This window comes from Erwinia sp. V90_4, from assembly GCF_029967685.1.
In the GTDB taxonomy this organism is placed as follows: domain Bacteria; phylum Pseudomonadota; class Gammaproteobacteria; order Enterobacterales; family Enterobacteriaceae; genus Erwinia; species Erwinia aphidicola.
In genome coordinates this window covers 103,190-126,671 of the sequence record NZ_JASCAQ010000061.1, presented here as the reverse complement: position 1 = coordinate 126,671, position 23,482 = coordinate 103,190, and the positions used below count along the sequence as shown (strand labels likewise).

19 protein-coding genes are annotated in these 23,482 nt (G+C 55.7%); 11 read left to right on the top strand and 8 right to left on the bottom strand.

The features are described 5' to 3' along the window. Positions 1-108: 108 nt before the first annotated feature. Positions 109-684 (bottom strand): molybdenum cofactor guanylyltransferase MobA, encoded by a 576-nt coding sequence (mobA, locus tag QLG07_RS18495; protein WP_282469853.1) that lies wholly within the window; start codon positions 682-684, stop codon positions 109-111. A 57-nt stretch (positions 685-741) separates the two neighbouring features. Between mobA and QLG07_RS18490 the strand changes: the two genes are divergently transcribed. The 4 genes from QLG07_RS18490 to polA all read left to right on the top strand — a co-directional run bounded on the left by QLG07_RS18490 (position 742) and on the right by polA (position 5,956). After that, positions 742-1,011: a YihD family protein gene (locus QLG07_RS18490; RefSeq protein WP_048914190.1), complete on the top strand. Its 270-nt coding sequence runs from the start codon at positions 742-744 to the stop codon at positions 1,009-1,011. 79 nt (positions 1,012-1,090) lie between these two features. Continuing rightward, positions 1,091-2,083 carry a serine/threonine protein kinase gene (locus QLG07_RS18485; protein ID WP_048914191.1) on the top strand — a complete coding sequence of 331 codons (993 nt, stop codon included), beginning with the start codon at positions 1,091-1,093 and terminating at the stop codon, positions 2,081-2,083. 45 nt (positions 2,084-2,128) lie between these two features. Next, entirely contained in the window at positions 2,129-2,758 is a 630-nt protein-coding gene (gene dsbA, locus QLG07_RS18480) for a thiol:disulfide interchange protein DsbA (protein ID WP_133622335.1), read from the top strand. A 408-nt stretch (positions 2,759-3,166) separates the two neighbouring features. Beyond that, complete coding sequence (gene polA, locus QLG07_RS18475) at positions 3,167-5,956, top strand: DNA polymerase I (protein WP_048914193.1); 2,790 nt, start codon at positions 3,167-3,169, stop codon at positions 5,954-5,956. 462 nt (positions 5,957-6,418) lie between these two features. Here the strand turns inward: polA and yihA are convergent, their stop codons facing one another. After that, entirely contained in the window at positions 6,419-7,054 is a 636-nt protein-coding gene (gene yihA, locus QLG07_RS18470) for a ribosome biogenesis GTP-binding protein YihA/YsxC (protein WP_048914194.1), read from the bottom strand. Positions 7,055-7,608: 554 nt separating this feature from the next. Here yihA and yihI point away from each other — a divergent pair. Continuing rightward, positions 7,609-8,136, top strand: coding sequence for a Der GTPase-activating protein YihI (gene yihI, locus QLG07_RS18465; protein WP_187499254.1), 528 nt, complete (start codon positions 7,609-7,611; stop codon positions 8,134-8,136). Between the two features lie 250 nt (positions 8,137-8,386). Beyond that, positions 8,387-9,760 (top strand): oxygen-independent coproporphyrinogen III oxidase, encoded by a 1,374-nt coding sequence (hemN, locus tag QLG07_RS18460; RefSeq protein WP_282469850.1) that lies wholly within the window; start codon positions 8,387-8,389, stop codon positions 9,758-9,760. Positions 9,761-9,834: 74 nt separating this feature from the next. Here hemN and glnG read toward each other — a convergent pair whose 3' ends face one another. From glnG to glnA, 3 genes are all read right to left on the bottom strand, one after another. Then, positions 9,835-11,244 (bottom strand): nitrogen regulation protein NR(I), encoded by a 1,410-nt coding sequence (gene glnG, locus QLG07_RS18455; protein ID WP_048914197.1) that lies wholly within the window; start codon positions 11,242-11,244, stop codon positions 9,835-9,837. A 7-nt stretch (positions 11,245-11,251) separates the two neighbouring features. Further along, the gene (gene glnL, locus QLG07_RS18450; protein WP_048914198.1) at positions 11,252-12,301 is read right to left on the bottom strand and encodes a nitrogen regulation protein NR(II); all 1,050 of its coding nucleotides are present in this window, start codon (positions 12,299-12,301) and stop codon (positions 11,252-11,254) included. 149 nt (positions 12,302-12,450) lie between these two features. Then, complete coding sequence (glnA, locus tag QLG07_RS18445) at positions 12,451-13,860, bottom strand: glutamate--ammonia ligase (protein WP_048914199.1); 1,410 nt, start codon at positions 13,858-13,860, stop codon at positions 12,451-12,453. Between the two features lie 434 nt (positions 13,861-14,294). On the opposite strand from glnA, the gene typA reads away from it, so the two are divergent. The 5 genes from typA to fabY all read left to right on the top strand — a co-directional run bounded on the left by typA (position 14,295) and on the right by fabY (position 19,168). Beyond that, positions 14,295-16,118, top strand: a complete 1,824-nt coding sequence (gene typA, locus QLG07_RS18440; protein WP_048914200.1) for a ribosome-dependent GTPase TypA — start codon at positions 14,295-14,297, stop codon at positions 16,116-16,118. A gap of 146 nt (positions 16,119-16,264) precedes the next feature. Then, positions 16,265-16,867: a glucose-1-phosphatase gene (yihX, locus tag QLG07_RS18435; protein ID WP_048914201.1), complete on the top strand. Its 603-nt coding sequence runs from the start codon at positions 16,265-16,267 to the stop codon at positions 16,865-16,867. Next, positions 16,864-17,736 carry a virulence factor BrkB family protein gene (locus QLG07_RS18430; protein ID WP_048914202.1) on the top strand — a complete coding sequence of 291 codons (873 nt, stop codon included), beginning with the start codon at positions 16,864-16,866 and terminating at the stop codon, positions 17,734-17,736. Before yihX ends, QLG07_RS18430 begins: the two co-directional genes overlap by 4 nt. Then, the gene (dtd, locus tag QLG07_RS18425; protein ID WP_048914203.1) at positions 17,733-18,170 is read left to right on the top strand and encodes a D-aminoacyl-tRNA deacylase; all 438 of its coding nucleotides are present in this window, start codon (positions 17,733-17,735) and stop codon (positions 18,168-18,170) included. The genes QLG07_RS18430 and dtd overlap by 4 nt, the downstream gene beginning before the upstream one ends. A 59-nt stretch (positions 18,171-18,229) precedes the next feature. Then, positions 18,230-19,168 (top strand): fatty acid biosynthesis protein FabY, encoded by a 939-nt coding sequence (gene fabY, locus QLG07_RS18420; RefSeq protein ID WP_099754591.1) that lies wholly within the window; start codon positions 18,230-18,232, stop codon positions 19,166-19,168. Here fabY and rluF read toward each other — a convergent pair. The 3 genes from rluF to QLG07_RS18405 all read right to left on the bottom strand — a co-directional run bounded on the left by rluF (position 19,165) and on the right by QLG07_RS18405 (position 23,430). Beyond that, a complete protein-coding gene (rluF, locus tag QLG07_RS18415) occupies positions 19,165-20,037 on the bottom strand; it encodes a 23S rRNA pseudouridine(2604) synthase RluF (RefSeq protein WP_048914205.1) in 873 nt (290 codons plus the stop codon). The two genes, fabY and rluF, sit on opposite strands and share 4 nt — an antisense overlap. Before the next feature lie 196 nt (positions 20,038-20,233). Further along, positions 20,234-21,913, bottom strand: a complete 1,680-nt coding sequence (locus tag QLG07_RS18410) for an AsmA family protein (RefSeq protein WP_282469849.1) — start codon at positions 21,911-21,913, stop codon at positions 20,234-20,236. Positions 21,914-22,041: 128 nt separating this feature from the next. Continuing rightward, positions 22,042-23,430, bottom strand: a complete 1,389-nt coding sequence (locus tag QLG07_RS18405; protein WP_282469848.1) for a uracil-xanthine permease family protein — start codon at positions 23,428-23,430, stop codon at positions 22,042-22,044. Between the last annotated feature and the right edge of the window lie 52 nt (positions 23,431-23,482).

The window sequence follows — 23,482 nt, the reverse complement described above, 5'->3', positions numbered from 1 at the left end:
ATCAAATAAAGCAATAACCCCGACCGAAAGGCCGGGGTTTTTTGCGTTTACAGGGCTGAGAAATCAGTTTCATATGCTCTTATCAGAGCAAAATCCCCCTTCTTCACGCTATAAAAGATCTTCCGGCCGATTAATATTGCGAAATGCGGCTTCCGCCTGGGTAAATAATACGCTGTGCCCACCAACCTGTTGGAGAAACAGCATCAGTTTGCGCTCGCCTCGCGCCAGATAATCCTGCAACGGCGCCGCCAGATTGCGATGCAGCAACGCCAGCGTGGGATGATCGCGCTGTTCCGTGCGCGGCCACACTGCCAGCGCTTGTCCCCGATTCTTCCATAGCTCGCTCACCAGATTGGACGGCACGCAGGGCGTATCGCAGGAGCAGAAGGCAACCCATTCGCTTTCTGCCTGCTGCAGTGCAGCTAACATCCCCGCCAGCGGCCCGGGAAAGTCGCTCAGCGTATCGGCGATCGTCGGCACGCCGCTCTGTTGATATACCTCAATATTCCGGTTGGCATTAATCCATACAGTAGTGACCTGCGGCGCAAAGCGTTGCAGCACGTGCTGATACAGCGGCTTGTTCTGATACAGCACCAGCCCCTTATCTTTACCGCCCATGCGGCTGCCACGGCCACCTGCCAGGATCACCCCGGTGATCCCGGATCCTGCCACGGCACTCGTCATACTCATTGGTTTATGCCCTATGCTTAACGTTGGGTTTCTTTATACAGGGACAACAGCATGAAATGCCATCGCCTGAATGAATTAATCAGCCTGCTGCAACCCGCCTGGCAGCAAGATCCCGATCTGAATTTAGTCGAATTTTTACAGAAGTTAGCCGATGAAGCCGGCTTTAAACAGCCTTTTACTCAATTAACCGATGATGTGCTGATCTACCATCTCAAAATGCGCGGCAGTGATAAGCACGCTGAAATTCCCGGTCTGAAAAAAGACTATGAGGATGATTTCAAGACTGCACTGCTGCGGGCGCGGGGCGTGATCAAGGATTAAATCGGCCGCTGGCCCATGACGGCGGCCATTTAATGATATTCTTGCAGGTATCTCATGTCATGACCAACGGGCTCGCCGGATGAAAGAACCTGCTTTTAACTTCCACACTTTAACGCCTGATACCATCCTTGATGCACTGTGGGAGACCGGGCTACGCGTGGAGTCTGGACTGACGGCGCTGAACAGCTATGAGAACCGCGTCTATCAGTTTTCCGATGATGATAAACGCCGTTACGTCGCTAAGTTCTATCGCCCACAGCGCTGGTCCCAGGGGCAGATAGAGGAAGAGCATCAGTTTGCCAGTGAACTGTTTGCCGATGAAATCCCCATCGCCGCGCCGTTGGAACTCAATGGCTCGATGCTCCATCAGCACCAGGGCTTCTGGTATGCGGTATTTCCCAGCCTGGGCGGCCGCCAGTATGAGACGGACAATTACGACCATCTGGAATGGGTAGGGCGTTTCCTCGGACGCATTCATCAGGTGGGGCGGCGCAAGCTCTTCAGCCAGCGGCCAACGATTGGTTTGCAGGAGTACATCGAGGAACCGCTGCAGATTTTTGCCGACAGCACGCTGGTGCCGTCGAAGCTGAAAGCGGATTTACTCGCCAGTATTGAACGCCTGCGCACAACTTTACAAAACTGCTGGCATACTCAGTGGCAGCCTTTGCGTCTACACGGTGACTGCCACCCCGGCAATATTTTATGGCGCGATGGCCCGTTATTTGTCGATCTCGACGATGCCCGTAATGGCCCGGCAGTGCAGGATCTGTGGATGCTGGTAAGCGGCGACCGTCAGGAACAGCGCTTGCAGTGGGATATCCTGCTGGAAGCATACGGTGAGTTCTGCGACTTCGACGCTCATGAATTGTCACTGATTGAGCCTTTACGTGCTATGCGGATGGTTTATTATCTGGCGTGGGTTGTACGCCGCTGGCAGGATCCGGCCTTCCCAGGCAGTTTTCCGTGGATGACGGATGAGGATTTCTGGCGCCGACAGATTTCCACTTTTAACGAACAGGACAAGCTGTTGCAGGAGCCTCCGCTGCAGCTGACACCTGTATTCCAGGTGTGATCGCCTTTGGTTCGCCTATTAAGTTGTTATGGAGAGAGTTTCGCGATGAAAAAGATTTGGTTTGCGCTCGTCGGTATGGTTCTGGCATTCAGCGCTTCAGCTGCACAATTTACCGATGGTCAGCAATACGTGACTATGGATAAGCCCGTAACCGGTGAGCCACAGGTTCTCGAGTTCTTCTCGTTCTTCTGCCCACACTGCTATGAGTTCGAGCATGTCTGGCATGTCAGCGATGCGGTGAAGAAAGTCCTGCCGGCGAACGCCAAAGTGACCAAGTACCACGTTGAATTCCTCGGCGGCGAGATGGGTAAAACCGTTACCCAGGCATGGGCTGTCGCTATGGCGCTGGGCGTGGAAGATAAAGTGACTGCACCTATCTTCGACGGTATCCAGAAAAGCCAGACCATTACCGATCCAGCCAGCCTGAAGGCGGTCTTCGTCAAGGCTGCAGGTATCACACCAGAAGCCTATGATGCTGCCTGGAACAGCTTCGTAGTGAAATCGCTGGTTGCACAGCAGGAGAAGGCGGCAGCCGATGTTAACCTGCGCGGCGTGCCTGCGATGTTCGTTAACGGCAAATACATGGTTAACAACGGTGGCCTGGATACCAGCTCCATGGATAACTATGTTCAGCAGTATGCCAACGTGGTGAAATTCCTGATTACTCAGAAGTAAATCCGCGAAGAGTGCCACTAAACGCCGGCTCGCCCGGCGTTTTTTCTTCCCGCCTTGCAAAATATTTGTCGTAAAAGTGCCCTTTCCTCAGACGGAGATCGTGCGTCGTTGCCTGGTGCTGCCAACTTATATCCACATCTCGCTAACGCCGTAAAATCTAAAGATAATCCTAATGAGATAAACTAACTAAATGATTTTAAAGGTGACTTTAATTTATTCATTGCGCGCTTATCTGCCATTAATTAATCGTTATTAAATTTACGCACAAACTTATCCACAGAAAATCACTGCGAGGCGCTGCGCAAAAACAGCACTGTCTGATGATTATTCGCCGTTGTGATTTCATCTTTTATAGTGAGCTGTGGCATCCTTACCCTCAATCGAAACCCAAGAAGAACGTGACGACTTATGGCTCAAATTGCAGAAAACCCGCTGATTCTGGTAGATGGATCTTCCTACCTGTACCGTGCTTATCACGCGTTCCCTCCGCTGACCAATAGCGCGGGCGAACCCACCGGTGCAATGTACGGCGTATTAAATATGCTGCGCAGCCTGCTGCTGCAATATAAGCCTAGTCATGTGGCCGTGGTATTTGATGCCAAGGGTAAAACCTTCCGCGACGAATTATTTGAAGCGTACAAATCGCATCGCCCGCCGATGCCGGACGATCTACGTGCGCAGATTGAACCGCTGCATACCATGGTCAAAGCGATGGGCTTGCCGCTGCTGGCTATTTCCGGCGTAGAGGCTGATGACGTCATCGGTACGCTGGCGCTGGCGGCAGAGAAGATGGGCAAACCTGTGCTGATCAGCACGGGCGATAAAGACATGGCCCAGCTGGTGTCGCCGAACATCACGCTGATTAACACCATGAATAATGCCATCCTTGGCCCGGATGAAGTGGAAGAGAAATATGGTATTCCACCGTCGCTGATTATTGATTTTCTCGCCCTGATGGGCGACTCCTCGGATAACATTCCAGGCGTTGCGGGCGTGGGCGAAAAAACGGCGCAGGCGCTGCTGCAGGGATTAGGCGGCGTAAAAGATATCTATGACAATCTGGATAAAGTCGCGACCCTGACCTTCCGCGGGGCAAAAACCATGGCGGCCAAGCTGGAGCAAAATAAGGAGATGGCTTTCCTCTCCTATCAGCTGGCGACGATTAAAACCGATGTTGAGCTGGAATTGACCTGCGATAAGCTGACGGTTGAAGAACCCGCCGTTGAAGAGCTGCTGGGGTTATTTAAGCATTACGAATTCAAGCGCTGGATTGTTGACCTCGAAGAGGGTAAATGGCTGCAGGGTAATAAAGGCAATCCCTCTGCGAAAAAAGTGGCAGCGGCGGAAAGCGAGCCCGCAGCAGAAGAGACGACCAGCGTGCTCTCCTCTGATGGCTACGTCACCATTCTTGATGACGAGACCTTCACGCGCTGGCTGAAAAAATTACAGGACAGCAAGCTGTTCGCCTTCGATTTGGAAACGGACTCGCTGGACACCCTCAGTGCCAATATCATCGGCCTGTCGTTTGCCACCGCACCGGGCGAGGCCGCCTATCTTCCGGTAGCGCACGACTATCTTGATGCGCCAGAGCAGCTGGATCGTCAAGCCGTGTTGGATCGTCTGAAACCGCTGCTGGAAGACCCGAAAGCACTGAAGGTTGGGCAGAACCTGAAGTATGACCGTGGCGTGCTGGATAACTACGGTATCCAGCTGCAGGGCATTCAGTTCGATACCATGCTGGAGTCTTACGCGCTTAACAGCGTGGCGGGCCGCCATGATATGGACAGCCTGGCCGCGCGCTGGCTGAGCCATAAAACGGTGACCTTTGAGGAGATCGCCGGCAAAGGCAAAAATCAGCTGACCTTTAACCAGATCGCACTTGAGCAGGCCGCACACTACGCCGCGGAAGATGCCGACGTTACGCTGCAGCTGCATTTGAAAATGTGGCCGGAGCTTGAAAAAGAGCAGGGGCCAAAAAACGTCTTTGAGCAGGTCGAGATGCCGCTGGTGCCGGTTATTTCGCGTATTGAGCGCAATGGCGTGCTGATCGATCAGAACATCCTGGCCGCGCACTCGCAGGAGCTGGGAGCGCGTCTGGCCGAACTGGAACTGAAAGCACACGAACTGGCGGGAGAGCCGTTCAACCTCTCCTCTCCGAAACAGCTGCAGACCATCCTGTTTGAAAAGCAGGGAATTAAACCCACCAAGAAAACCCCGGGTGGGGCGCCGTCGACCAGTGAGGAAGTCTTAGCCGAGCTGGCGCTGGACTACCCGCTGCCGAAGGTGATTCTGGAGCATCGTGGGCTTTCAAAGCTGAAGTCGACCTATACCGACAAGCTGCCGCTGATGATTAATCCGCACAGTGGCCGCGTGCACACCTCCTATCACCAGACGGTGACGGCGACCGGGCGTCTCTCGTCCAGCGATCCAAATCTGCAAAACATCCCGGTGCGCAATGATGAAGGGCGCCGTATCCGTCAGGCTTTTATTGCCCCGAAGGGCAGCCGCATTGTCGCAGCCGACTACTCGCAGATTGAGCTGCGTATTATGGCGCACCTGTCCCAGGATAAAGGGCTGCTGAGCGCCTTTGCCAGCGAGCAGGATATTCACCGCGCCACCGCCGCCGAAGTCTTTGGCGTGGCGCTGGATAAAGTCAGCGGCGAACAGCGCCGCAGCGCCAAGGCGATTAACTTTGGTCTGATCTACGGTATGAGCGCATTCGGGCTGTCGCGCCAGCTGAATATTGGCGCCGGTGAAGCGAAGAAATACATGGACCTCTATTTCGAACGCTATCCGGGCGTATTGCAGTATATGGAAAGCACCCGCGAACTGGCGGCAGAGAAGGGCTATGTCGAGACGTTGGATGGGCGCCGCCTCTATCTGCCCGACATTAAAGCCAGCAACGCGATGCGCCGTAAAGCTGCGGAGCGTGCGGCAATCAACGCCCCGATGCAGGGAACCGCTGCGGATATCATTAAACGCGCAATGATTGCGGTCGATGAATGGCTGTCCGCGCAGGAAACCCCGCAGATTAAAATGATCATGCAGGTACACGATGAACTGGTGTTTGAAGTGGAGGCCGATCTGGTCGAAGCGGCTTCAGCGAAAATTCGTGAGCTAATGGAAGGCAGTATGAAACTGGATGTGCCGCTGCGCGTCGATATCGGCGTGGGCGACAACTGGGATCAGGCGCACTAAGTTATTCCCAACTGCATGCTGCTGTTTTTTTCTGCAAATCAGCAGCGTGCAGTATCCATAAGAAATTCGTAGCTTGAATCGGTTCAGCGCCCCATTTCTGTACTCAGCGTTCAGAAAATCACCTAAGCTTCTCAGCTAAAACACTTTTTTCGTAATTAAGCTACAGCATGAGCCTCAGAATGTGACCTGAGTTGGATTACTGCTGTCGTTTTCTGAAAATTAACTACAAAAAACCCTTTTGAGCGCTCAGAAAATCATGTAAAGTTCGAGTTGTAGGGTACAGAGGTAAGATGTTCTATCTTTCAGACCTTTTACTTCACGTAATCGGATTTGGCTGAATATTTAGCCGCCCCAGTCAGTAATGACTGGGGCGTTTTTTATTGGGCGCTACCTGGGATTTCGTGCGGTGTTTATAGCGATTGCGTAGGGGCCAGGCGTGCCCGGCCCGGTGAAGCGGGGAGCTTATTCAGCAGGAATATCATCTTCCGTAGCCGGTGGCAGATCGCGATACCAGCTGTCGAGCTTCTGGCTCAGCTTATCTACGCCGATTCTCTTCAGCGATGAGAATGCTTCAACTTCCACGGTACCGAGGAAGGTCTTAGCCTCTTCACGCACGGCATTGAGCTGCGCTTTGCGCGCACCGGAGGCCAGCTTATCGGCTTTGGTCAGCAGTATTAGCACTTCAATGCCGCTCTGGACCGCCCACATCACCATCTGGCGATCGAGGTCTTTCAGCGGGTGACGAATATCCATCAGCACCACCAGCCCTTTCAGACAGACGCGCTCGCGCAGATACTCAGCCAGCGAACGCTGCCATTTCAGTTTCATCTCTTCCGGAACCTGCGCATAGCCATAGCCTGGCAGGTCGACCAGGCGATAGCCCTCGGCCACCTGGAACAGGTTAATCAGCTGCGTACGGCCCGGCGTTTTACTGGTACGCGCGAGGGCTTTCTGGTTCGTCAGCGTATTCAGTGCGCTGGATTTACCCGCGTTAGAACGCCCGGCAAAAGCCACTTCGATGCCGGTATCGGCAGGCAGGTGACGGATATCGGGGGCGCTGGTGACAAAATGGGTGACGTGATAATTCCAGCCAGACAAAATAGATACTCCAGGATAAAAAGGGCAATTGCGCTGATTATACCCTGTATGGTGCTAAAGCGCCCGGTAAGACGCGGTCTCGATTTCGTCTGTGAGACATTGACCATTGCTGCTGGCAGCACTCTCTGCATTTGACACTAAATGAAATTAGATTTCTTAATATTTATCATGAAGTTATAAAAAATTGAAAAAAAACAGAGTAAAAATTACGTTCCTCACCTTGTGAGACGGACTGGTTAGTCTACATTTGTAGTCGGAAACAGGATGTTTCACTTCAGGATGAAGCGCTCAGGGAGTATCAGGAAGATCGTGAGCGGGGATGGATTAGCGCACAGGCGTGCTCGGCAGGGACTCAGGATGCTTACCAGGATGGGGGCAAAGGCAAAGGGAAAACAGGGACGCTAGCTGCTAAAATGGATGCTGACATTGTCAGTCCTTCTGCGGAAGGTGTGAAAAAAGGCGACAGGGTGACCTGGCGCCTTTTTTCTTGCTCTGCTTTCTGCTAGATTCCGCCGCAATTCTATACTGAAGATAAACGTCTGAGAGCAGAAACCATGAAGCAACCTGCACGCACACCCCAGGATAAAAAACCGGGCGCACGAGTAAAACGCAAATCGCGTGAAGAGATCGACCAGGAAGCGCGCGCCCGTAAGCGCGACAAGAAGCACAGCGGCAACAGTTCCGGCAGCCGAGCCAACCCGGCGGCCACCAGTGCGAAAAGTTCCGACAGCAAGCCGGCCAAAGATCCGCGTATTGGCAGCAAAAAGCCTATTGCGCTGGGTGCCGATGTGGCGGCCAGCAAACCCGTGAAGCCGGCGAAAGTCGCCAAGCCGGTTGAGAAAAAGCCCCGCCTGACGCCAGAAGAAGAACTGGCACAGCTGGAAAATGACGAGCGCCTGGATGCGCTGCTCGATCGTCTGGAAAATGGCGAGAGCCTGTCAGCGGAAGAGCAGGCATGGCTGGACCAGTCTCTGGACCGCATCGACGTGCTGATGGAGCAGCTTGGTATCACGCTGGACGATGACGCTGATGACGAGCAGGCCGAAGAAGATATGTATCGCCTACTAAAGGGCGGCAATTGATCTTCAGTGAACCCGCGTTTCTCTGACGAAATCTGAAGCAGCGCAATCTGGCGCTGCTTTTTCATTTTGGGTATCTGGCGATGATTTGGCCTGGATCAATTATTGCGCTGATTCTGCTGTGCTGGCTGGGGTGGTTATTCGTTAAACTACAGCGGCTATCGCGGCTGAAGACCCGGCTGCGTAGTCGGATCGTCAGCCAGCAGCTTCCTGTCTCGCGGCGGTCAAAGCCCAGAAGACGAGGACCGTGAAGATGCTGCAACAGACAACCGAATGGGACCTGCCGCTCATTCAGAAATACAACACCGCCGGACCCCGCTACACCTCCTATCCGACCGCGCTGGAATTTAAGCAGGATTACGACGAGCAGGCCTTTCTCCAGGCTGCGGCGCGTTACCCCCAGCGGCCGCTGTCGCTCTATCTGCATATCCCGTTCTGCCACAAGCTGTGCTACTTCTGCGGCTGCAACAAGCAGGTCACACGCCAGCAGCACAAAGCCGATGAATATCTCGATGCGCTGGTGCTGGAGATAGCAGCCCGCGCGCCGCTGTTTTCGCAGCGCACCGTCAGCCAGATGCACTGGGGCGGCGGCACGCCGACCTTTCTTAATAAAGCGCAAATCAGCCGACTGATGGACTGCTTGCGTCAACACTTCGCTTTCAGCCCACAGGCTGAGATCTCAATAGAGATCGACCCGCGCGAAATTGAGCTGGACGTGCTGGACCACCTGCGTCTCAAAGGCTTTAATCGCCTGAGCATGGGGGTACAGGACTTCAACAAGGAGGTGCAGGAGAAGGTCAATCGCGTGCAGGATGAAGCGATGATCTTCGCCCTGATGGCGCGTGCGCGCCAGCTGGGATTTGCCTCTACCAACATTGACCTGATCTACGGCCTGCCGAAGCAGACGCCGGAGAGTTTTGCCTTCACGCTGCAAAAAGTCGCCGAGCTGAATCCCGACCGCCTCAGCGTGTTCAACTATGCCCACATGCCTGCACTGTTTGCCGCCCAGCGTAAGATCCGCGAGGATGAGCTGCCGGATGCCGCGCACAAGCTGGAGATACTGCAGCAAACCATTGCCACGCTCACTTCGCAGGGCTACCAGTTTATCGGCATGGACCACTTTGCCCGCCACGATGATGAGCTGGCGGTGGCGCAGCGCAGCGGCAAACTGCACCGCAACTTCCAGGGATATACCACGCAGGGCGACAGCGACCTGCTGGGCATGGGCGTATCGGCAATCAGTATGATCGGCGACAGCTATGCACAGAATCACAAAGCGCTAAAAGAGTACTACGCGCAGGTTAAGCAGCAGGATACGGCCCTGTGGCGCGGGCTGCGGCTGAGTGAGGATGACTGCCTGCGCCGCGATGTAATCAAAAGTCTGATCTGCAACTTCGCGCTGTCATTTAGTGAGATTGAACAGCGCTATGGCATCGACTTCCGCGACTATTTTGCCGAGGACCTCAGCGCCATGCTGCCGCTGATCGGCGACGGGCTGGTGGAATACCACGCCAACGGGCTTGTAGTGAGCGCTAAGGGACGATTGCTGATTAGGAATATCTGCATGTGCTTCGACCGCTACCTGCGGGAGAAAGCGTCTGGCGCACGATTCTCAAGGGTGATCTGATCGGGCACTAGCCGTATGGGGGATTCCAGGGGCGGACCCTGTTGTTCGGTCCGCCCGTGTAAAGTGACAGCAGGTTATTCCATTCCCAACTCTTTCAGCTTGCGGGTCAGGGTATTACGCCCCCAGCCGAGCAAACGAGCGGCTTCCTGCTTATGCCCCTGCGTGTGACGCAGCGCGGTGGTCAGCAGCGTGCGCTCCATCTCCGGCTGAGCTTCCGACAGCAGGTTTTGATGACCGGAGCGCAGCGCGCGGTCGGCCCACTGTGCCAGCAGCGTGGCCCAGCTGTCCGGCAGCGACTGCACCGGGTTTTCCGGCGTCGAGGTCTCAAACAGCTCCGGCGGCAGATCCTGAATCAACACTTCCTGACCGGCAGCCATCACCGTCAGCCAGCGGCAGGTGTTCTCCAGCTGGCGTACGTTACCGGACCAGTGCAGGCGGGTCAGCGCCGTTTCGGTTTCCGGATGCAGAATTTTCGCCTCCACGCCCAGTTCACGAGCGGCAACCTGCAGGAAGTAACGTGCCAGGCGCGGAATATCTTCACGACGTTCACGCAGCGGCGGCAGGTGTACGCGGATCACGTTCAGGCGGTGGAATAAGTCCTCACGGAATTTCCCCTCCTGCACGCGCAGCTCCAGGTTCTGGTGGGTCGCGGCAATAATACGCACGTCCACTTTCACCGGCGCATAGCCGCCCACGCGATAGAACTGACCATCGGCCAGCACGCGCAGCAGACGAGTCTGTACATCCAGCGGCATATCACCGATTTCATCGAGGAACAGCGTGCCGCCGTCGGCCTGCTCAAAACGGCCCTGGCGGATCTGATTTGCGCCGGTAAATGCGCCTTTCTCATGGCCAAACAGTTCGGATTCAATCAGATCTTTGGGAATGGCCGCCATATTCAGCGCAATAAACGGCGCCTTGGCGCGCGGGCTGTGGCGGTGCAGGGCATGAGCGACCAGTTCTTTACCCGTACCGGACTCGCCGTTAATCAACACGCTGATCGATGAGCGCGACAGGCGGCCGATAATACGGAACACATCCTGCATCGCCGGAGCTTCACCGATAATATCGGTGGTCGGCCCGCTGACCGGCTGGTTACGCGGCTGCTGCTGCTCCTGATAGTGGCTGATGGCACGCTCAACCAGCGCCACCGCTTCATCGATATCAAACGGTTTAGGCAGGTAGTCAAACGCGCCCTGCTGGTAAGCGCTCACCGCCGCATCCAGATCGGAGTGCGCGGTCATAATGATCACCGGCAGCATCGGGTGGCGTTGTTTAATCTGCTTCAGTAGCGCCAGTCCGTCCATGCCGGGCATACGAATGTCTGACAGTAATACATCTGGGGTCTTAGTGGCGAGGGCTTCCAGCACCTCGTTCGCGCTGTCAAAAGTCGCGCAGCTCAAACCGGCTCCAGTGAGCGCACGTTCGAGCACCCAGCGGATGGAGCTATCGTCATCGACGATCCAAACTATCCCTCGTTGCATAGAAACCTCACTGGCGAATAGGCAGGTAAACCGAGAATTCAGTATGTCCGGGCCAGCTGTTGAACTCTATTTTTCCCGAATGCTGGTCGATCAGGCTGCGGGCGATGGATAACCCCAGCCCGGTGCCGCCTTCGCGGCCGCTCACCATCGGGTAAAACAGCGTGTCCTGTAGCTGCGCCGGAATGCCTGGGCCATCATCTTCAATATCGATGCGTGCCACCAGGCGATAGCGCGTACCGTGCAGGGTTAACTGAAACGCCGTGCGGGTACGTAAAGTAATGGTGCCGCCTTCTTCACCCAACGCCTGTAACGCGTTGCGGACCACATTTAAAAGGACTTGTTCTATCTGATCCGGGTCGTGCGGCAGCTCCGGCAGACTTGGGTCGTAATCACGGATTAACGACACATTGTCCGGCAGCTCCATCGACACCAGATTGACCACGCGTTCAGCGACCTGATGGATGCTCTGGGTGACGTGCATCCCCGGCTGTTGCGGGCCAAGCAGACGGTCAACCAGATTGCGCAGGCGATCGGCCTGTTCAATGATGACCTTGGTATATTCGGTTAACGACGGGTCGGGCAGGGCTTTGGCCAGCAGCTGTGCTGCGCCGCGCAGTCCCCCCAGCGGGTTTTTAATTTCGTGTGCCAGACCGCGGACTAAATCCCGCGCTGCCACCTGTTGTGCATGCTGCAGCTGTTCCTGGCTGAGCCTGCGCTGGTTATCCATCGGAGCCATTTCCAGCAGAATTAACCCTTCGGGCAGACGTTGCGCGGTGAGCGACATAATGTGCGCACGGCTGTCGACCACCAGGGTCACTTCGCTATCGGTAAAGCCCTGTCCGGCATCCAGACTTTCGAGCATCACCTCAATATTCAGGGAAAAATAACCCATCAGTTCCGGCAGGGGCGTACCAAACAGCTTGCGGGAACTCTGCGCCAGCAGTTGCTGAGCCGCAGGGTTGGCGTAATGAACCACCAACTCGTTATCAACCAGTAAAATACTGTTGATCAGTGAATTGAGAATCTGCCCAGCATCGGGCAGCGTGCCAGTTGCCATTACAGCGTTCTCCTGAGTAATTTATCTGCACCAGATTGGTGCATTATAGTCATGCAACCCGGAAATCGTCGTCCTGACGTTGAATTCGTGGAGAAAAAAGCCCATCCGAAGATGGGCTGAAAAGTTTCCACGGCAACAAATAAAACCAATTAAACGCTGTAGTACAGTTCGAACTCAACCGGGTGCGGAGTCATACGAATGCGGTCAATCTCAGACTTACGCAGTTCGATGTACGCTTCGATGGCATCGTCAGTGAACACGCCACCACGGGTCAGGAACTCGCGGTCTTCGTTCAGTGCAGCCAGGGCTTCGTCCAGAGAACCTGCAACTTTTGGAATCTCAGCTTCTTCTTCCGGTGGCAGGTCGTACAGGTTTTTGTCCATAGCATCGCCAGGGTGGATCTTGTTGATGATGCCGTCCAGGCCAGCCATCAGCAGTGCAGCGAAGCACAGGTATGGGTTAGCCGCTGGATCCGGGAAGCGCGCTTCGATACGACGTGCTTTCGGGCTGGCAACCACAGGGATACGGATAGAAGCAGAACGGTTACGGGCAGAGTAAGCCAGCATAACTGGCGCTTCGTAGCCTGGGACCAGACGCTTGTAAGAGTTGGTAGTCGGGTTCGCCAGGGCGTTGATCGCTTTAGCGTGCTTGATCACACCGCCGATGTAGAACAGTGCCATTTCAGACAGGCCGCCGTATTTGTCGCCAGCGAACAGGTTGGTGCCGCCTTTAGACAGAGACATGTGGCAGTGCATACCAGAACCGTTATCACCGAACATTGGCTTAGGCATGAAGGTCGCGGTTTTGCCGTAGGCGTGAGCGACGTTGTGAACCACATATTTGTAGATCTGAATTTCGTCAGCTTTTTTGGTCATGGTGTTGAAGCGGGTGGCCACTTCGTTCTGACCCGCGGTCGCCACTTCGTGGTGGTGAGCTTCAACCACCAGGCCCATCTGCTCCATGGTCAGACACATAGCAGAGCGGATATCCTGTGATGAGTCGACCGGTGGCACTGGGAAGTAACCGCCTTTCAGACCTGGACGGTGGCCTTTGTTGCCGCCTTCATAGGCTTTACCGGAGTTCCAGTAAGCTTCAACGTCGTCGATAGCGACATGGGAACCGGAAGTGCTGCTGCCGAAACGGATATCGTCAAACAGGAAGAACTCGGGTTCTGGTCCAAACAGCACGGTGTCCGCGATGCCGGAAGAGCGCAGGAAATCTTCAGCGCGTTTAGCGATAGAGCGTGGGTCACGGTCGTAGCCCTGCATGGTGCCTGGCTCGAGGATGTCACAACGGATGATCAGAGTGGAATCTTCGAAGAACGGGTCAAGGACAGCGGTGGTTGCGTCAGGCATCAGAACCATGTCTGATTCGTTGATACCTTTCCAGCCACCAATCGAGGAGCCGTCAAACATTTTGCCTTCTTCGAAGAAGTCAGCATTAACCTGATGAGCGGGGATAGTCACGTGCTGCTCTTTACCTTTGGTATCGGTAAAACGCAGATCAACAAATTTGACTTCGTGCTCGTTCATCATCGACAGAACGTGTTCAGCGGACATACTTAACTCTCCTGGATTTGTCATTGTCGTCGTGGTTAGAGATCTTCACGGTGCGCTTTGCGTTTCGCCGCGCTTACTCCGATAATAAAGATCTCTGACAAGCTTACAACCGTTGTGGAAACTGGCATTTTTTGCTTGTTAGAGTAATTGCGAAATCTATGCCAACTTTTTTATTTTCCGAAAAAAGCGCTATGATGCGCCCTCTCGTGAGACGAGGACTGCACCACGATGGAAGTCGCGCACCATTTTGGTGCCATTGGCTGATAAATGGGCACTGTTTTGGTGCAATTTTTCGTCACAGTGCAAGCTTTGCACTGAAAATGGCTATAAAAGCAATCCGAACAGTTATCTTTATATGAAATTTGTGATCCTGTTCAGTCCTTCGATTAATCCGTGTACAATAGCGCGCTATTTCTAATGCCTGAGGCAAAGCTGTGATCGAAAATTTGCGTAACATCGCCATTATTGCCCACGTTGACCATGGTAAAACTACCCTGGTTGATAAGTTGCTACAGCAGTCCGGGACCTTTGATGCCCGCACCGAAGCGACCGAACGCGTAATGGACTCCAACGATTTGGAGAAAGAGCGTGGGATTACCATCCTCGCAAAAAACACCGCCATTAAATGGAACGACTATCGCATCAACATCGTTGATACCCCAGGACACGCCGACTTCGGCGGTGAGGTAGAGCGTGTAATGTCGATGGTTGACTCGGTGCTGCTGGTTGTGGATGCAATGGATGGCCCAATGCCGCAAACCCGCTTCGTGACCAAAAAAGCCTTCGCTAATGGTCTGAAGCCGATCGTGGTAATCAACAAAGTTGACCGCCCTGGCGCACGTCCTGACTGGGTTGTTGACCAGGTCTTTGACCTGTTCGTTAACCTGGATGCGACCGACGAGCAGCTCGACTTCCCGATTATCTATGCTTCAGCCCTGAACGGTATTGCAGGTCTGGATCACGCGGATATGGCGGAAGATATGACCCCGCTGTACGAAGCGATCGTGAAACACGTTTCTCCACCACAGGTTGAGCTGGAAGCCCCGCTGCAGATGCAAATCTCCCAGCTGGACTACAACAACTACCTGGGTGTTATCGGTATCGGCCGCATCAAACGCGGTAAAGTGCGTCCTAACCAGCAGGTTACGATCATCGATAGCGAAGGCAAAACCCGTAACGGTAAAGTCGGTAAAGTGCTGGGCCACATGGGTCTGGAGCGTATCGAATCTGCTGAAGCGGAAGCGGGCGACATCATCGCCATCACCGGTCTGGGCGAGCTGAACATCTCTGACACCATCTGCGACACGCAGAATGTGGAAGCGCTGCCAGCCCTGAGCGTTGATGAACCAACCGTAACCATGTTCTTCTGCGTTAACACCTCTCCGTTCTGCGGTAAAGAAGGTAAGTATGTGACTTCACGTCAGATCCTTGACCGTCTGAACAAAGAGCTGGTGCACAACGTGGCACTGCGTGTTGAAGAAACCCCGGACGCCGACGCCTTCCGCGTTTCAGGCCGTGGTGAACTTCACCTGTCAGTTCTGATCGAAAACATGCGTCGTGAAGGTTTCGAACTGGCGGTATCCCGTCCGAAAGTTATCTTCCGTGAATTCGAAGGCCGCAAGCAGGAGCCATTCGAAAACGTGACCCTCGACATCGAAGAACAGCACCAGGGTTCTGTGATGCAGGCGATGGGTGAGCGTAAAGGCGACATGAAAAACATGGACCCGGATGGCAAAGGCCGTGTGCGTCTTGATTATGTTATTCCAAGCCGTGGCCTGATCGGCTTCCGTAACGAATTCATGACCATGACTTCCGGTACCGGTCTGCTGTACTCCACCTTCAGCCACTACGACGACGTTCGTCCGGGCGAAGTGGGCCAGCGTCAGAACGGCGTGCTGATCTCTAACGGTCAGGGTAAAGCGGTAGCCTTCGCCCTGTTCGGTCTGCAGGACCGCGGCAAGCTGTTCCTCGGTCACGGTGCTGAAGTGTATGAAGGCCAGATCATCGGTATTCACTCACGTTCAAACGACCTGACCGTTAACTGCCTGACCGGTAAGAAGCTGACCAACATGCGTGCTTCCGGTACTGACGAAGCCACCACGCTGGTTCCGGCACAGAAGATGTCCCTTGAGCAGGCGCTTGAGTTCATCGATGATGACGAACTGGTAGAAGTGACTCCACAGTCTGTGCGTATTCGTAAACGTCACCTGACTGAAAACGACCGTAAACGCGCAACCCGCGGTCCTAAAGAAGCGTAATTCTTCTTTAGTCTTGTTATGGGCCGGAGCTCTTCCGGCCCATCGTTTTACCTGATACTTCCCCGCAGTTTTTCAATTTCCCCTCCTGTTCAGCCTCCCGTTTTACGGCTAGAGTGAATACCTCACCGGAACAAAAGGAGATGGCCATGCTGTATATCTTTGATTTGGGTAACGTCATTGTTGATATTGATTTCAACCGGGTTCTTGGTGTCTGGAGCGATTTAAGCCGCGTGCCGCTGGCCGAACTGCGAAATCGTTTCCACATGGGCGAGAGCTTTCACCAGCACGAACGCGGTGAAATCAGCGATGAAGTCTTCGCGCAAAAAATGTCTGACGAGTTAGGCTTGTCGCTAAGTTTTGAACAGTTCGCGGTCGGCTGGCAGGAAGTGTTTGTCGGCGTGCGCCCGGAAGTGATCGCCATTATGAATAAACTGCGTGAGCAGGGCGATCGCGTGGTGATCCTGTCGAACACTAATCGCCTGCACTGTAATTTCTGGCCGTCGCAGTACCCGGAAGTGCAGCAAGCCGCTGATAAAGTCTACCTTTCCCAGGAGATGGGGCTACGCAAGCCGGACAAGAAAATTTATGAGCGCTTGCTAAATGAGGAAGAGACCTCAGCTCAGGAGGCTATCTTCTTTGATGATAATCTGGAAAACATCGAAGGAGCGCGTGCTGTCGGCATTCACAGCCTGCATATTACCGATGCCAAAGTTATCCCGGCATTCTTCGCCGACCGTATTAAAACATGAGTTTACTCAATCACTATCGCCACCGCGGGCGGGCATTCTGGTCGTGGATCAAACTGCTGTGGCAGCGCATTGACGAAGATGGCATGACGATACTGGCCGGGCACCTGGCCTATGTTTCGCTGCTGTCGCTGGTGCCGTTAATTGCGGTGGTCTTTGCGCTGTTCGCCGCATTCCCGATGTTTTCGGACGTCAGCGTCCAGCTCAAGAACTTCGTGTTTAACAACTTTGTCCCGGCCGCCGGGGCGACTATCCAGAACTATCTGGAGCAGTTCGTCGCCAACGTCAGCAAAATGACGGCGGTCGGCGTGGGCGGCCTGGTGTTCACCGCGCTGCTGTTGATGTACTCCATCGACACCGCGCTCAACGTTATCTGGCGCAGCAAACGCAAACGGCCGCTGGTTTACTCCTTCGCGGTGTACTGGATGATCCTGACGCTCGGCCCACTGCTGGCCGGTGCCAGTCTGGCAATCAGCTCCTATCTGCTGTCGCTGCACTGGGCAACGGTCAGCGGCGTCAGCGGGCTGGTGGATATGGGGCTGCGCATCTTCCCTCTGCTGCTGTCGATCCTCTCCTTCTGGCTGCTGTACAGCATTGTACCGACCATTCAGGTGGCAGGGCGCGATGCGCTCATCGGCGCGGTGGTGGCCGGATTGCTCTTCGAGTTGGGGAAAAAGGGCTTTGCGCTGTATGTTACGATGTTCCCCTCGTACCAGTTAATTTACGGCGTGCTTGCCGTTATTCCCATCCTGTTCCTGTGGGTGTACTGGACGTGGTGTATCGTTCTATTAGGGGCGGAAATTACCGCCACGCTGGGTGATTACCGCCAGCTGAAACAAGAAGAACAAGAAAGAGAAAACGAGGAATCATGATTGCATTAATTCAGCGGGCACTTTCTGCCAGCGTCACGGTAGCGGGCGAAACTGTTGGTGAGATTGGGCCGGGATTACTGATCCTGCTCGGGGTGGAAAAAGAAGATACCCGGGAGAGCGCGCGCAAACTGGTCGATAAAGTGCTGGGTTACCGTATTTTCGGCGACGAAAATGACAAAATGAATCTGAACGTACAGCAGGCCGGGGGCAGCGTGCTGGTGGTGTCGCAGTTCACGCTGGCAGCAGACACCAAAAAAGGGATGCGCCCGAGTTTCTCCGGCGGGGCCGCCCCGGAGGTTGCCGAAGAGCTGTATGACTACTTCACCGCCTGCTGTCGTGAAAAAGGGATTGCCACGCAAACCGGGCGTTTTGCCGCCGACATGAAAGTGGCGCTGGTCAACGATGGTCCCGTCACCTTCTGGCTGCAGGTTTGACGCAGCTGGCCGAGCGGCAAAGGAATGGCCTGACGGGCTCAGACAGAGAGAACCATTTTATGTATCACCTCCGCGTACCTGAAACCGCAGAAGAGCTAGATACCTACTACCAGTTCCGCTGGGAGATGCTGCGTAAGCCGCTGCACCAGCCGCTGGGGTCCGAGCGTGACGCCTGGGATGCGCTGGCGCATCATCAGATGGTGGTGGATGAACACGGCGACCCGGTTGCCGTTGGCCGCCTCTATATCAATGCCGATAACGAAGCCGCTATCCGCTTCCTCGCCGTTCATCCCTCGGTGCAGGGCAAAGGGCTGGGTACGCTGGTGGCGATGACGCTGGAGTCTGTCGCGCGCCAGGAAGGGGTAAAGCGCGTGGTGTGCAGCGCGCGCGAAGATGCCGTGGAGTTCTTCTCCAAGCTGGGCTACCTCAATCAGGGGGAGATTACCGCGCCGCAAACCACGCCAGTACGGCACTTCCTGATGATCAAACCGGTAGTGACGCTGGACGACATCCTGCACCGTGCCGACTGGTGCGGGCAGCTGCAGCAGGCGTGGTACGAACATATCCCACTGAGCGAAAAGATGGGCGTGCGTATTCTGCAATATACCGGGCAGAAGTTTATTACCACCATGCCGGAAACCGGCAATCAGAACCCGCACCATACGCTGTTTGCCGGTAGCCTGTTCTCGCTGGCGACGCTGACCGGCTGGGGCTTAATCTGGCTGCTGCTGCGCGAGCGTCATCTCGGCGGCACCATTATCCTCGCCGATGCGCATATTCGCTACAGCAAGCCGATTACCGGCAAGCCGGGGGCGATTGCCGACCTTGGCTCGCTGAGCGGCGACCTTGACCGCCTGGCGCGCGGGCGTAAAGCCCGCGTGCAGCTGGAGGTGGAGCTGTTCGGTAATGATGAATCCGGTGCGGTATTTGAAGGGGTGTATATGGTGCTGCCCGCCGATCCCGACGGGCCACTGGAGGAAGGGGGCTGCGGCGTTTAACGCCCCTTTTTCTTGCGACCCGGCTGGACGAAACGCTTGCGTCCGGCCGGGGTGGCAGCCGGTTTATCGGCGGCTTTGGCGGCCGGTTTTTTTGCCGCTGCGGGCTTCGCCTTCTGCGCCGGTCTCTTCGCTTTGCTATTGTCCTCGGAAGAGGAGTTCTCAATCAGCTTAAACAGCTCGATGAGCTCGTCATCGGTCAGGTCGCGCCACTCGCCCGGCGGCACCCCTTTCAGGGAAATGTTCATAATGCGGATGCGTTCGAGCCTGGTCACCTCGTAGCCAAAGTGCTCGGCCATGCGACGGATCTGACGGTTCAGCCCCTGCACCAGCGTAATGCGGAAGACAAACGTCGACTCTTTCTTCACCTTACACTTTTTGGTTACCGTGCCCATCATCGGCACGCCCGCGCCCAGCCCGCGGATAAACTCTTCGGTGACCGGCTTGTTCACGGTGACCAGATACTCTTTTTCGTGGTCGTTGCCGGCGCGCAGGATCTTATTCACCAGGTCACCGTGGTTAGTCAGCAGGATCAGCCCCTGCGAATCTTTATCCAGGCGGCCAATCGGGAACACGCGCTTGCTGTGGTTAACGAAATCAACGATGTTGTCGCGCTCGCTATTTTCCGTGGTGCTGACGATGCCCACGGGCTTATTCAGCGCAATCAGCACCAGATCTTCTTCGTTACGCGGCTCGATTAGCTGACCGTTAACTTTTACCACATCGCCGGCAAATACCTGGTCGCCCACAGAGGCGCGCTTACCGTTAATAAAAACATTTCCCTGTTCGATAAAGCGATCGGCATCGCGACGCGAGCAGATCCCGCTCTCGGCGATGTATTTGTTCAGACGAATAGATGAGTTGGTCAGCATAGTTCCCCCGTAAAAAAAACGGACTATACCTTACCCGTGACACGTTGCGAAGGGCCGACCTGGCCCTTTTTACCCGTCATACTTCAAGCTGCAGGTGCGTTGCTGCTTTCGTTCACCCGAATCACTTACTTTAGTAAGCTCATCGGGACTCGCTCATTTGCCGCCTTCCTGCACCTCGAATTATTTAGGGTATACCTTACTGTGAGCCGCTCAGCTGGCCCCCGCGCAGAGTTTGCTGCACAGTCTGCTCGCCGTTGCTGACCGCCAGCGTGGCGTTGACGGAGGGTTTCAGCGGCTGGCTGGCCTGCAGGCTGCCCTGCATTTTCAGCTGCATCGTGGCGTTACCGTTCAGCGGGATCGTCGGCCAGCCCCAGTTCTGCAGCAGAGTGGCGTTAACCTGGCGGCCATTCAGCGTCAGCGACAGTGCCCGCTGCGGCTGCTGGCTCAGCGTTGCCAGCCCTTCCAGCATGCCGTCGGCACTGAAGGCGCTCATTTCTGACACATTGATAGCGTTGTCATCTGCGCTGAGGGCAATCGACGGATGGCGCAGATCGACGCGATTAAAGGTTGCGGCGGCGGCGTTGAAACTCAGATTGCCTGACCAGATGCCCCACTGATGATTGCGCGCCATCAGCAGGTTGCTGCCATTGCCATCCAGCGCCGTCATCTGGAACGGGAAGTCCGGATTGATATCGATAATCAGGTTACGGCTGGCGCTGAGTTTGGTCACCTGCACGCTCTCCAGCCATGATGGCAGCGTCTCCATCCAGCGCTCGCGCCAGTTGAGCGGCAGGGTGTATTCCAGCCCGGCCACCACCAGTTCATCCAGCGTCAGTTTCTTGTCGCTGCGCGTCCAGCTGCCCTGCGCACGCACCAGGCCGTTGACCCAGCGCGAACTGAACTGCGTCAGCTGCACGCCCTGCGCGGAGAAGTCCATATTGGCGATCGGGTCGTCCAGCTGCATGCTGCCATTCACAAAGCTGCTGGCGTTCATCGACAGCGAACCGTTGTCGCTCTGCCAGTCGCCGTTGCTCAGCGTCAGGTCTTTCAATGTCAGGTCCAGGTCGGTCACCGCCCAGTCCTGCCCCTGCAGGCGGGCATCGGTCATATCAATGCGGTCAAAATGCATCGTCGGCAGCGTGCGCAGCGGTTGCAGGAACTCAGCCAGCGTTTTATCACTCTGCAGGCGAATGCTGTTCAGGCGCAGGCTGTTCACCTGCCAGCCCTGCGCATCACGCTGCGCGCTGGCGGTCACCGAGCCGAGCGCCACGTCAGCCCCGAAATTGCTTAACACCAGCTGCGGTCCGTGAATACTGCCCTGCACCAGCACATTCGCCGCAGGAATACCGTCCAGCGTCAGGGAACCGGCGCTCATCTGGAACCTGGCCTCTTTGCCCAGCACGTTGCCCGCTTCAGGCTTCCACGGGGTGACGCCTCCGTCGACGCGCTGTGCCTGCAGCGGCCAGTCGCCCTGATTGCGGTTAAGCGCCATCTGGCTAAGCTGTAAACGGTCTGCCTGTAAGGAGAGGGGGGCACTTTTATCGCTGAGGTTTAGCGTACCCTGATCGAGTCGAATGCTGGCAAAATGCAGCGGGCTGCTGAACTGCATCAGGCTGAGGCCAAGGTCAACGCGCCTGGCCACCAGCGTGGCGGGCTGGTCTTTACGGCCAAAGGAGACATCGTTAAGCAGCAGATGGCTGGGATCGGAAAAATTGTGCTCCATTTTGCTGAGCGACAGCTGGTAATCACTGCTGGCGCTGACCTGGCGGCTAATCCATCCCGCGCCCCACTGGGTTTGCAGCAGCACGTAGATAGCGACCAGGGCCAGCAGCAGAATGAGCAGCAGGGTAAGCAAAACTTTTCCGAAAAACTTCATCACAACCATCCCTATGAATATCGGGTAATGGCTTGTTATGCCTGATTTATCGTCACTTCTCAACCCACAGCGCAGCGGCCGGAGCAAATATCGCACCCCGGCCGCTGTTTTCAGAATGAGCGTAGCCGCTACTTCTCCTGCGGGAACACCAGATTCAGCACGATAGCGGTGATACCGCCGGCAGCGATCCCGGAGGAAAGCAGCGTTTTCAGCCAGTCAGGGGCAAACTGCAGGATCAGCGGCTGCTGGGAGACGCCAAGGCCGACCGCCAGCGAGAGCGCGATAATCATAATCGCCCGGCGGTTGAGCGGTTCGCGCGACACGATACGCACGCCTGAGGCGGCAATAGTGCCAAACATCACCAGCGTGGCACCGCCGAGTACCGGCTCGGGGATGTGCTGCACAAAGCCGCTGACCGCCGGGAACAGCCCGAGCACAATCAGCATCAGCGCCACGACAAAACCGACGTAGCGACTGGCCACGCCGGTCAGCTGGATCACGCCATTGTTCTGACCGAAGCAGGAGTTGGGGAAGGTGTTAAACAGTGCAGAAACGCAGGAGTTCAGCCCGTTCGCCAGCACGCCGCCTTTCAGGCGCTTCATATACAGCGGGCCGCTGACCGGCTGCTCGGAGACATCTGAGGTGGCGGTGATATCGCCAATGGTTTCCAGCGAGGTCACCATAAACACCAGCATCAGCGGGATCAGCAGATTCCAGTCGATACCCAGCCCGTAATAGAGCGGGGTGGGTATGGCGATCAGCGCACTGTTCGCCGCGGCACTATTTTCCGGCAGCATCCCCAGCGCCCAGGCCAGCAGATAGCCTACCGCCATCGCGATCACCAGCGAAGCGACGCGCAGATAGGCATTGCGCTGGCGGTTGAGCAGAATGATCACCGCCAGTACCACACCGGCCAGCAGCAGGTTTTTCGGTGCGCCAAAGGTGTGATCGTTCATTGCGGCAAAACCGCCGCCGATGGAGGTCAGGCCAACCTGGATCAGCGACAGACCGATAATCATCACCACAATGCCGGAAACCAGCGGGGTGATCACCCGGCGCGCCAGATGCAGCACGCGTGACAGCACCATCTCGGTACAGGATGCCAGCATCAGCGTGCCGAACAGTGCCGCCATCATGGTTTTCACGTCGGCCCCGCCGGTTTTCAGCGCCAGGCCACCCATAATCAGCGGGGTGACAAAGTTAAAGCTGGTACCCTGGATCGACAGCAGCCCGGAACCGACCGGCCCCCAGGTTTTAATCTGCAACAGCGACGCCACGCCGGAGGCGAACAGCGACATGCTGATGATGTGCTGCGTATCCTGCGCGGGCAGGCCCAGCGCCTGGCAGATTAGCAGAGCGGGCGTGATCACCGCCACAAACATCGCCAGCAGATGCTGACAGGCGGCGAACAGCGTTTGCGCCAGCGGCGGACGGTCTTCAAGGCGGTAAATCAGCTCACTTTTTCCCGCCGCGACCGGAGTACGATCGGCGGTAGTATGTTGGCTTTCAACGGACATGTCAGGCTTCCCAGCGGCAATAAAGTGGCGATTTTAATCTTCTTCAGAGTAA

Excerpts from the sequence above, each read along its gene's own strand:
- dtd (WP_048914203.1), top strand. The coding sequence starts at position 17,733 with ATGATTGCATTAATTCAGCGGGCACTTTCTGCCAGCGTCACGGTAGCG.
- dsbA (WP_133622335.1), top strand. The coding sequence starts at position 2,129 with ATGAAAAAGATTTGGTTTGCGCTCGTCGGTATGGTTCTGGCATTCAGC.
- QLG07_RS18410 (WP_282469849.1), bottom strand. The coding sequence starts at position 21,913 with ATGAAGTTTTTCGGAAAAGTTTTGCTTACCCTGCTGCTCATTCTGCTG.
- QLG07_RS18405 (WP_282469848.1), bottom strand. The coding sequence starts at position 23,430 with ATGTCCGTTGAAAGCCAACATACTACCGCCGATCGTACTCCGGTCGCG.
- yihI (WP_187499254.1), top strand. The coding sequence starts at position 7,609 with ATGAAGCAACCTGCACGCACACCCCAGGATAAAAAACCGGGCGCACGA.
- fabY (WP_099754591.1), top strand. The coding sequence starts at position 18,230 with ATGTATCACCTCCGCGTACCTGAAACCGCAGAAGAGCTAGATACCTAC.
- rluF (WP_048914205.1), bottom strand. The coding sequence starts at position 20,037 with ATGCTGACCAACTCATCTATTCGTCTGAACAAATACATCGCCGAGAGC.
- yihX (WP_048914201.1), top strand. The coding sequence starts at position 16,265 with ATGCTGTATATCTTTGATTTGGGTAACGTCATTGTTGATATTGATTTC.
- QLG07_RS18485 (WP_048914191.1), top strand. The coding sequence starts at position 1,091 with ATGAAAGAACCTGCTTTTAACTTCCACACTTTAACGCCTGATACCATC.
- hemN (WP_282469850.1), top strand. The coding sequence starts at position 8,387 with ATGCTGCAACAGACAACCGAATGGGACCTGCCGCTCATTCAGAAATAC.
- QLG07_RS18430 (WP_048914202.1), top strand. The coding sequence starts at position 16,864 with ATGAGTTTACTCAATCACTATCGCCACCGCGGGCGGGCATTCTGGTCG.
- glnA (WP_048914199.1), bottom strand. The coding sequence starts at position 13,860 with ATGTCCGCTGAACACGTTCTGTCGATGATGAACGAGCACGAAGTCAAA.
- mobA (WP_282469853.1), bottom strand. The coding sequence starts at position 684 with ATGACGAGTGCCGTGGCAGGATCCGGGATCACCGGGGTGATCCTGGCA.
- polA (WP_048914193.1), top strand. The coding sequence starts at position 3,167 with ATGGCTCAAATTGCAGAAAACCCGCTGATTCTGGTAGATGGATCTTCC.
- QLG07_RS18490 (WP_048914190.1), top strand. The coding sequence starts at position 742 with ATGAAATGCCATCGCCTGAATGAATTAATCAGCCTGCTGCAACCCGCC.
- glnG (WP_048914197.1), bottom strand. The coding sequence starts at position 11,244 with ATGCAACGAGGGATAGTTTGGATCGTCGATGACGATAGCTCCATCCGC.
- glnL (WP_048914198.1), bottom strand. The coding sequence starts at position 12,301 with ATGGCAACTGGCACGCTGCCCGATGCTGGGCAGATTCTCAATTCACTG.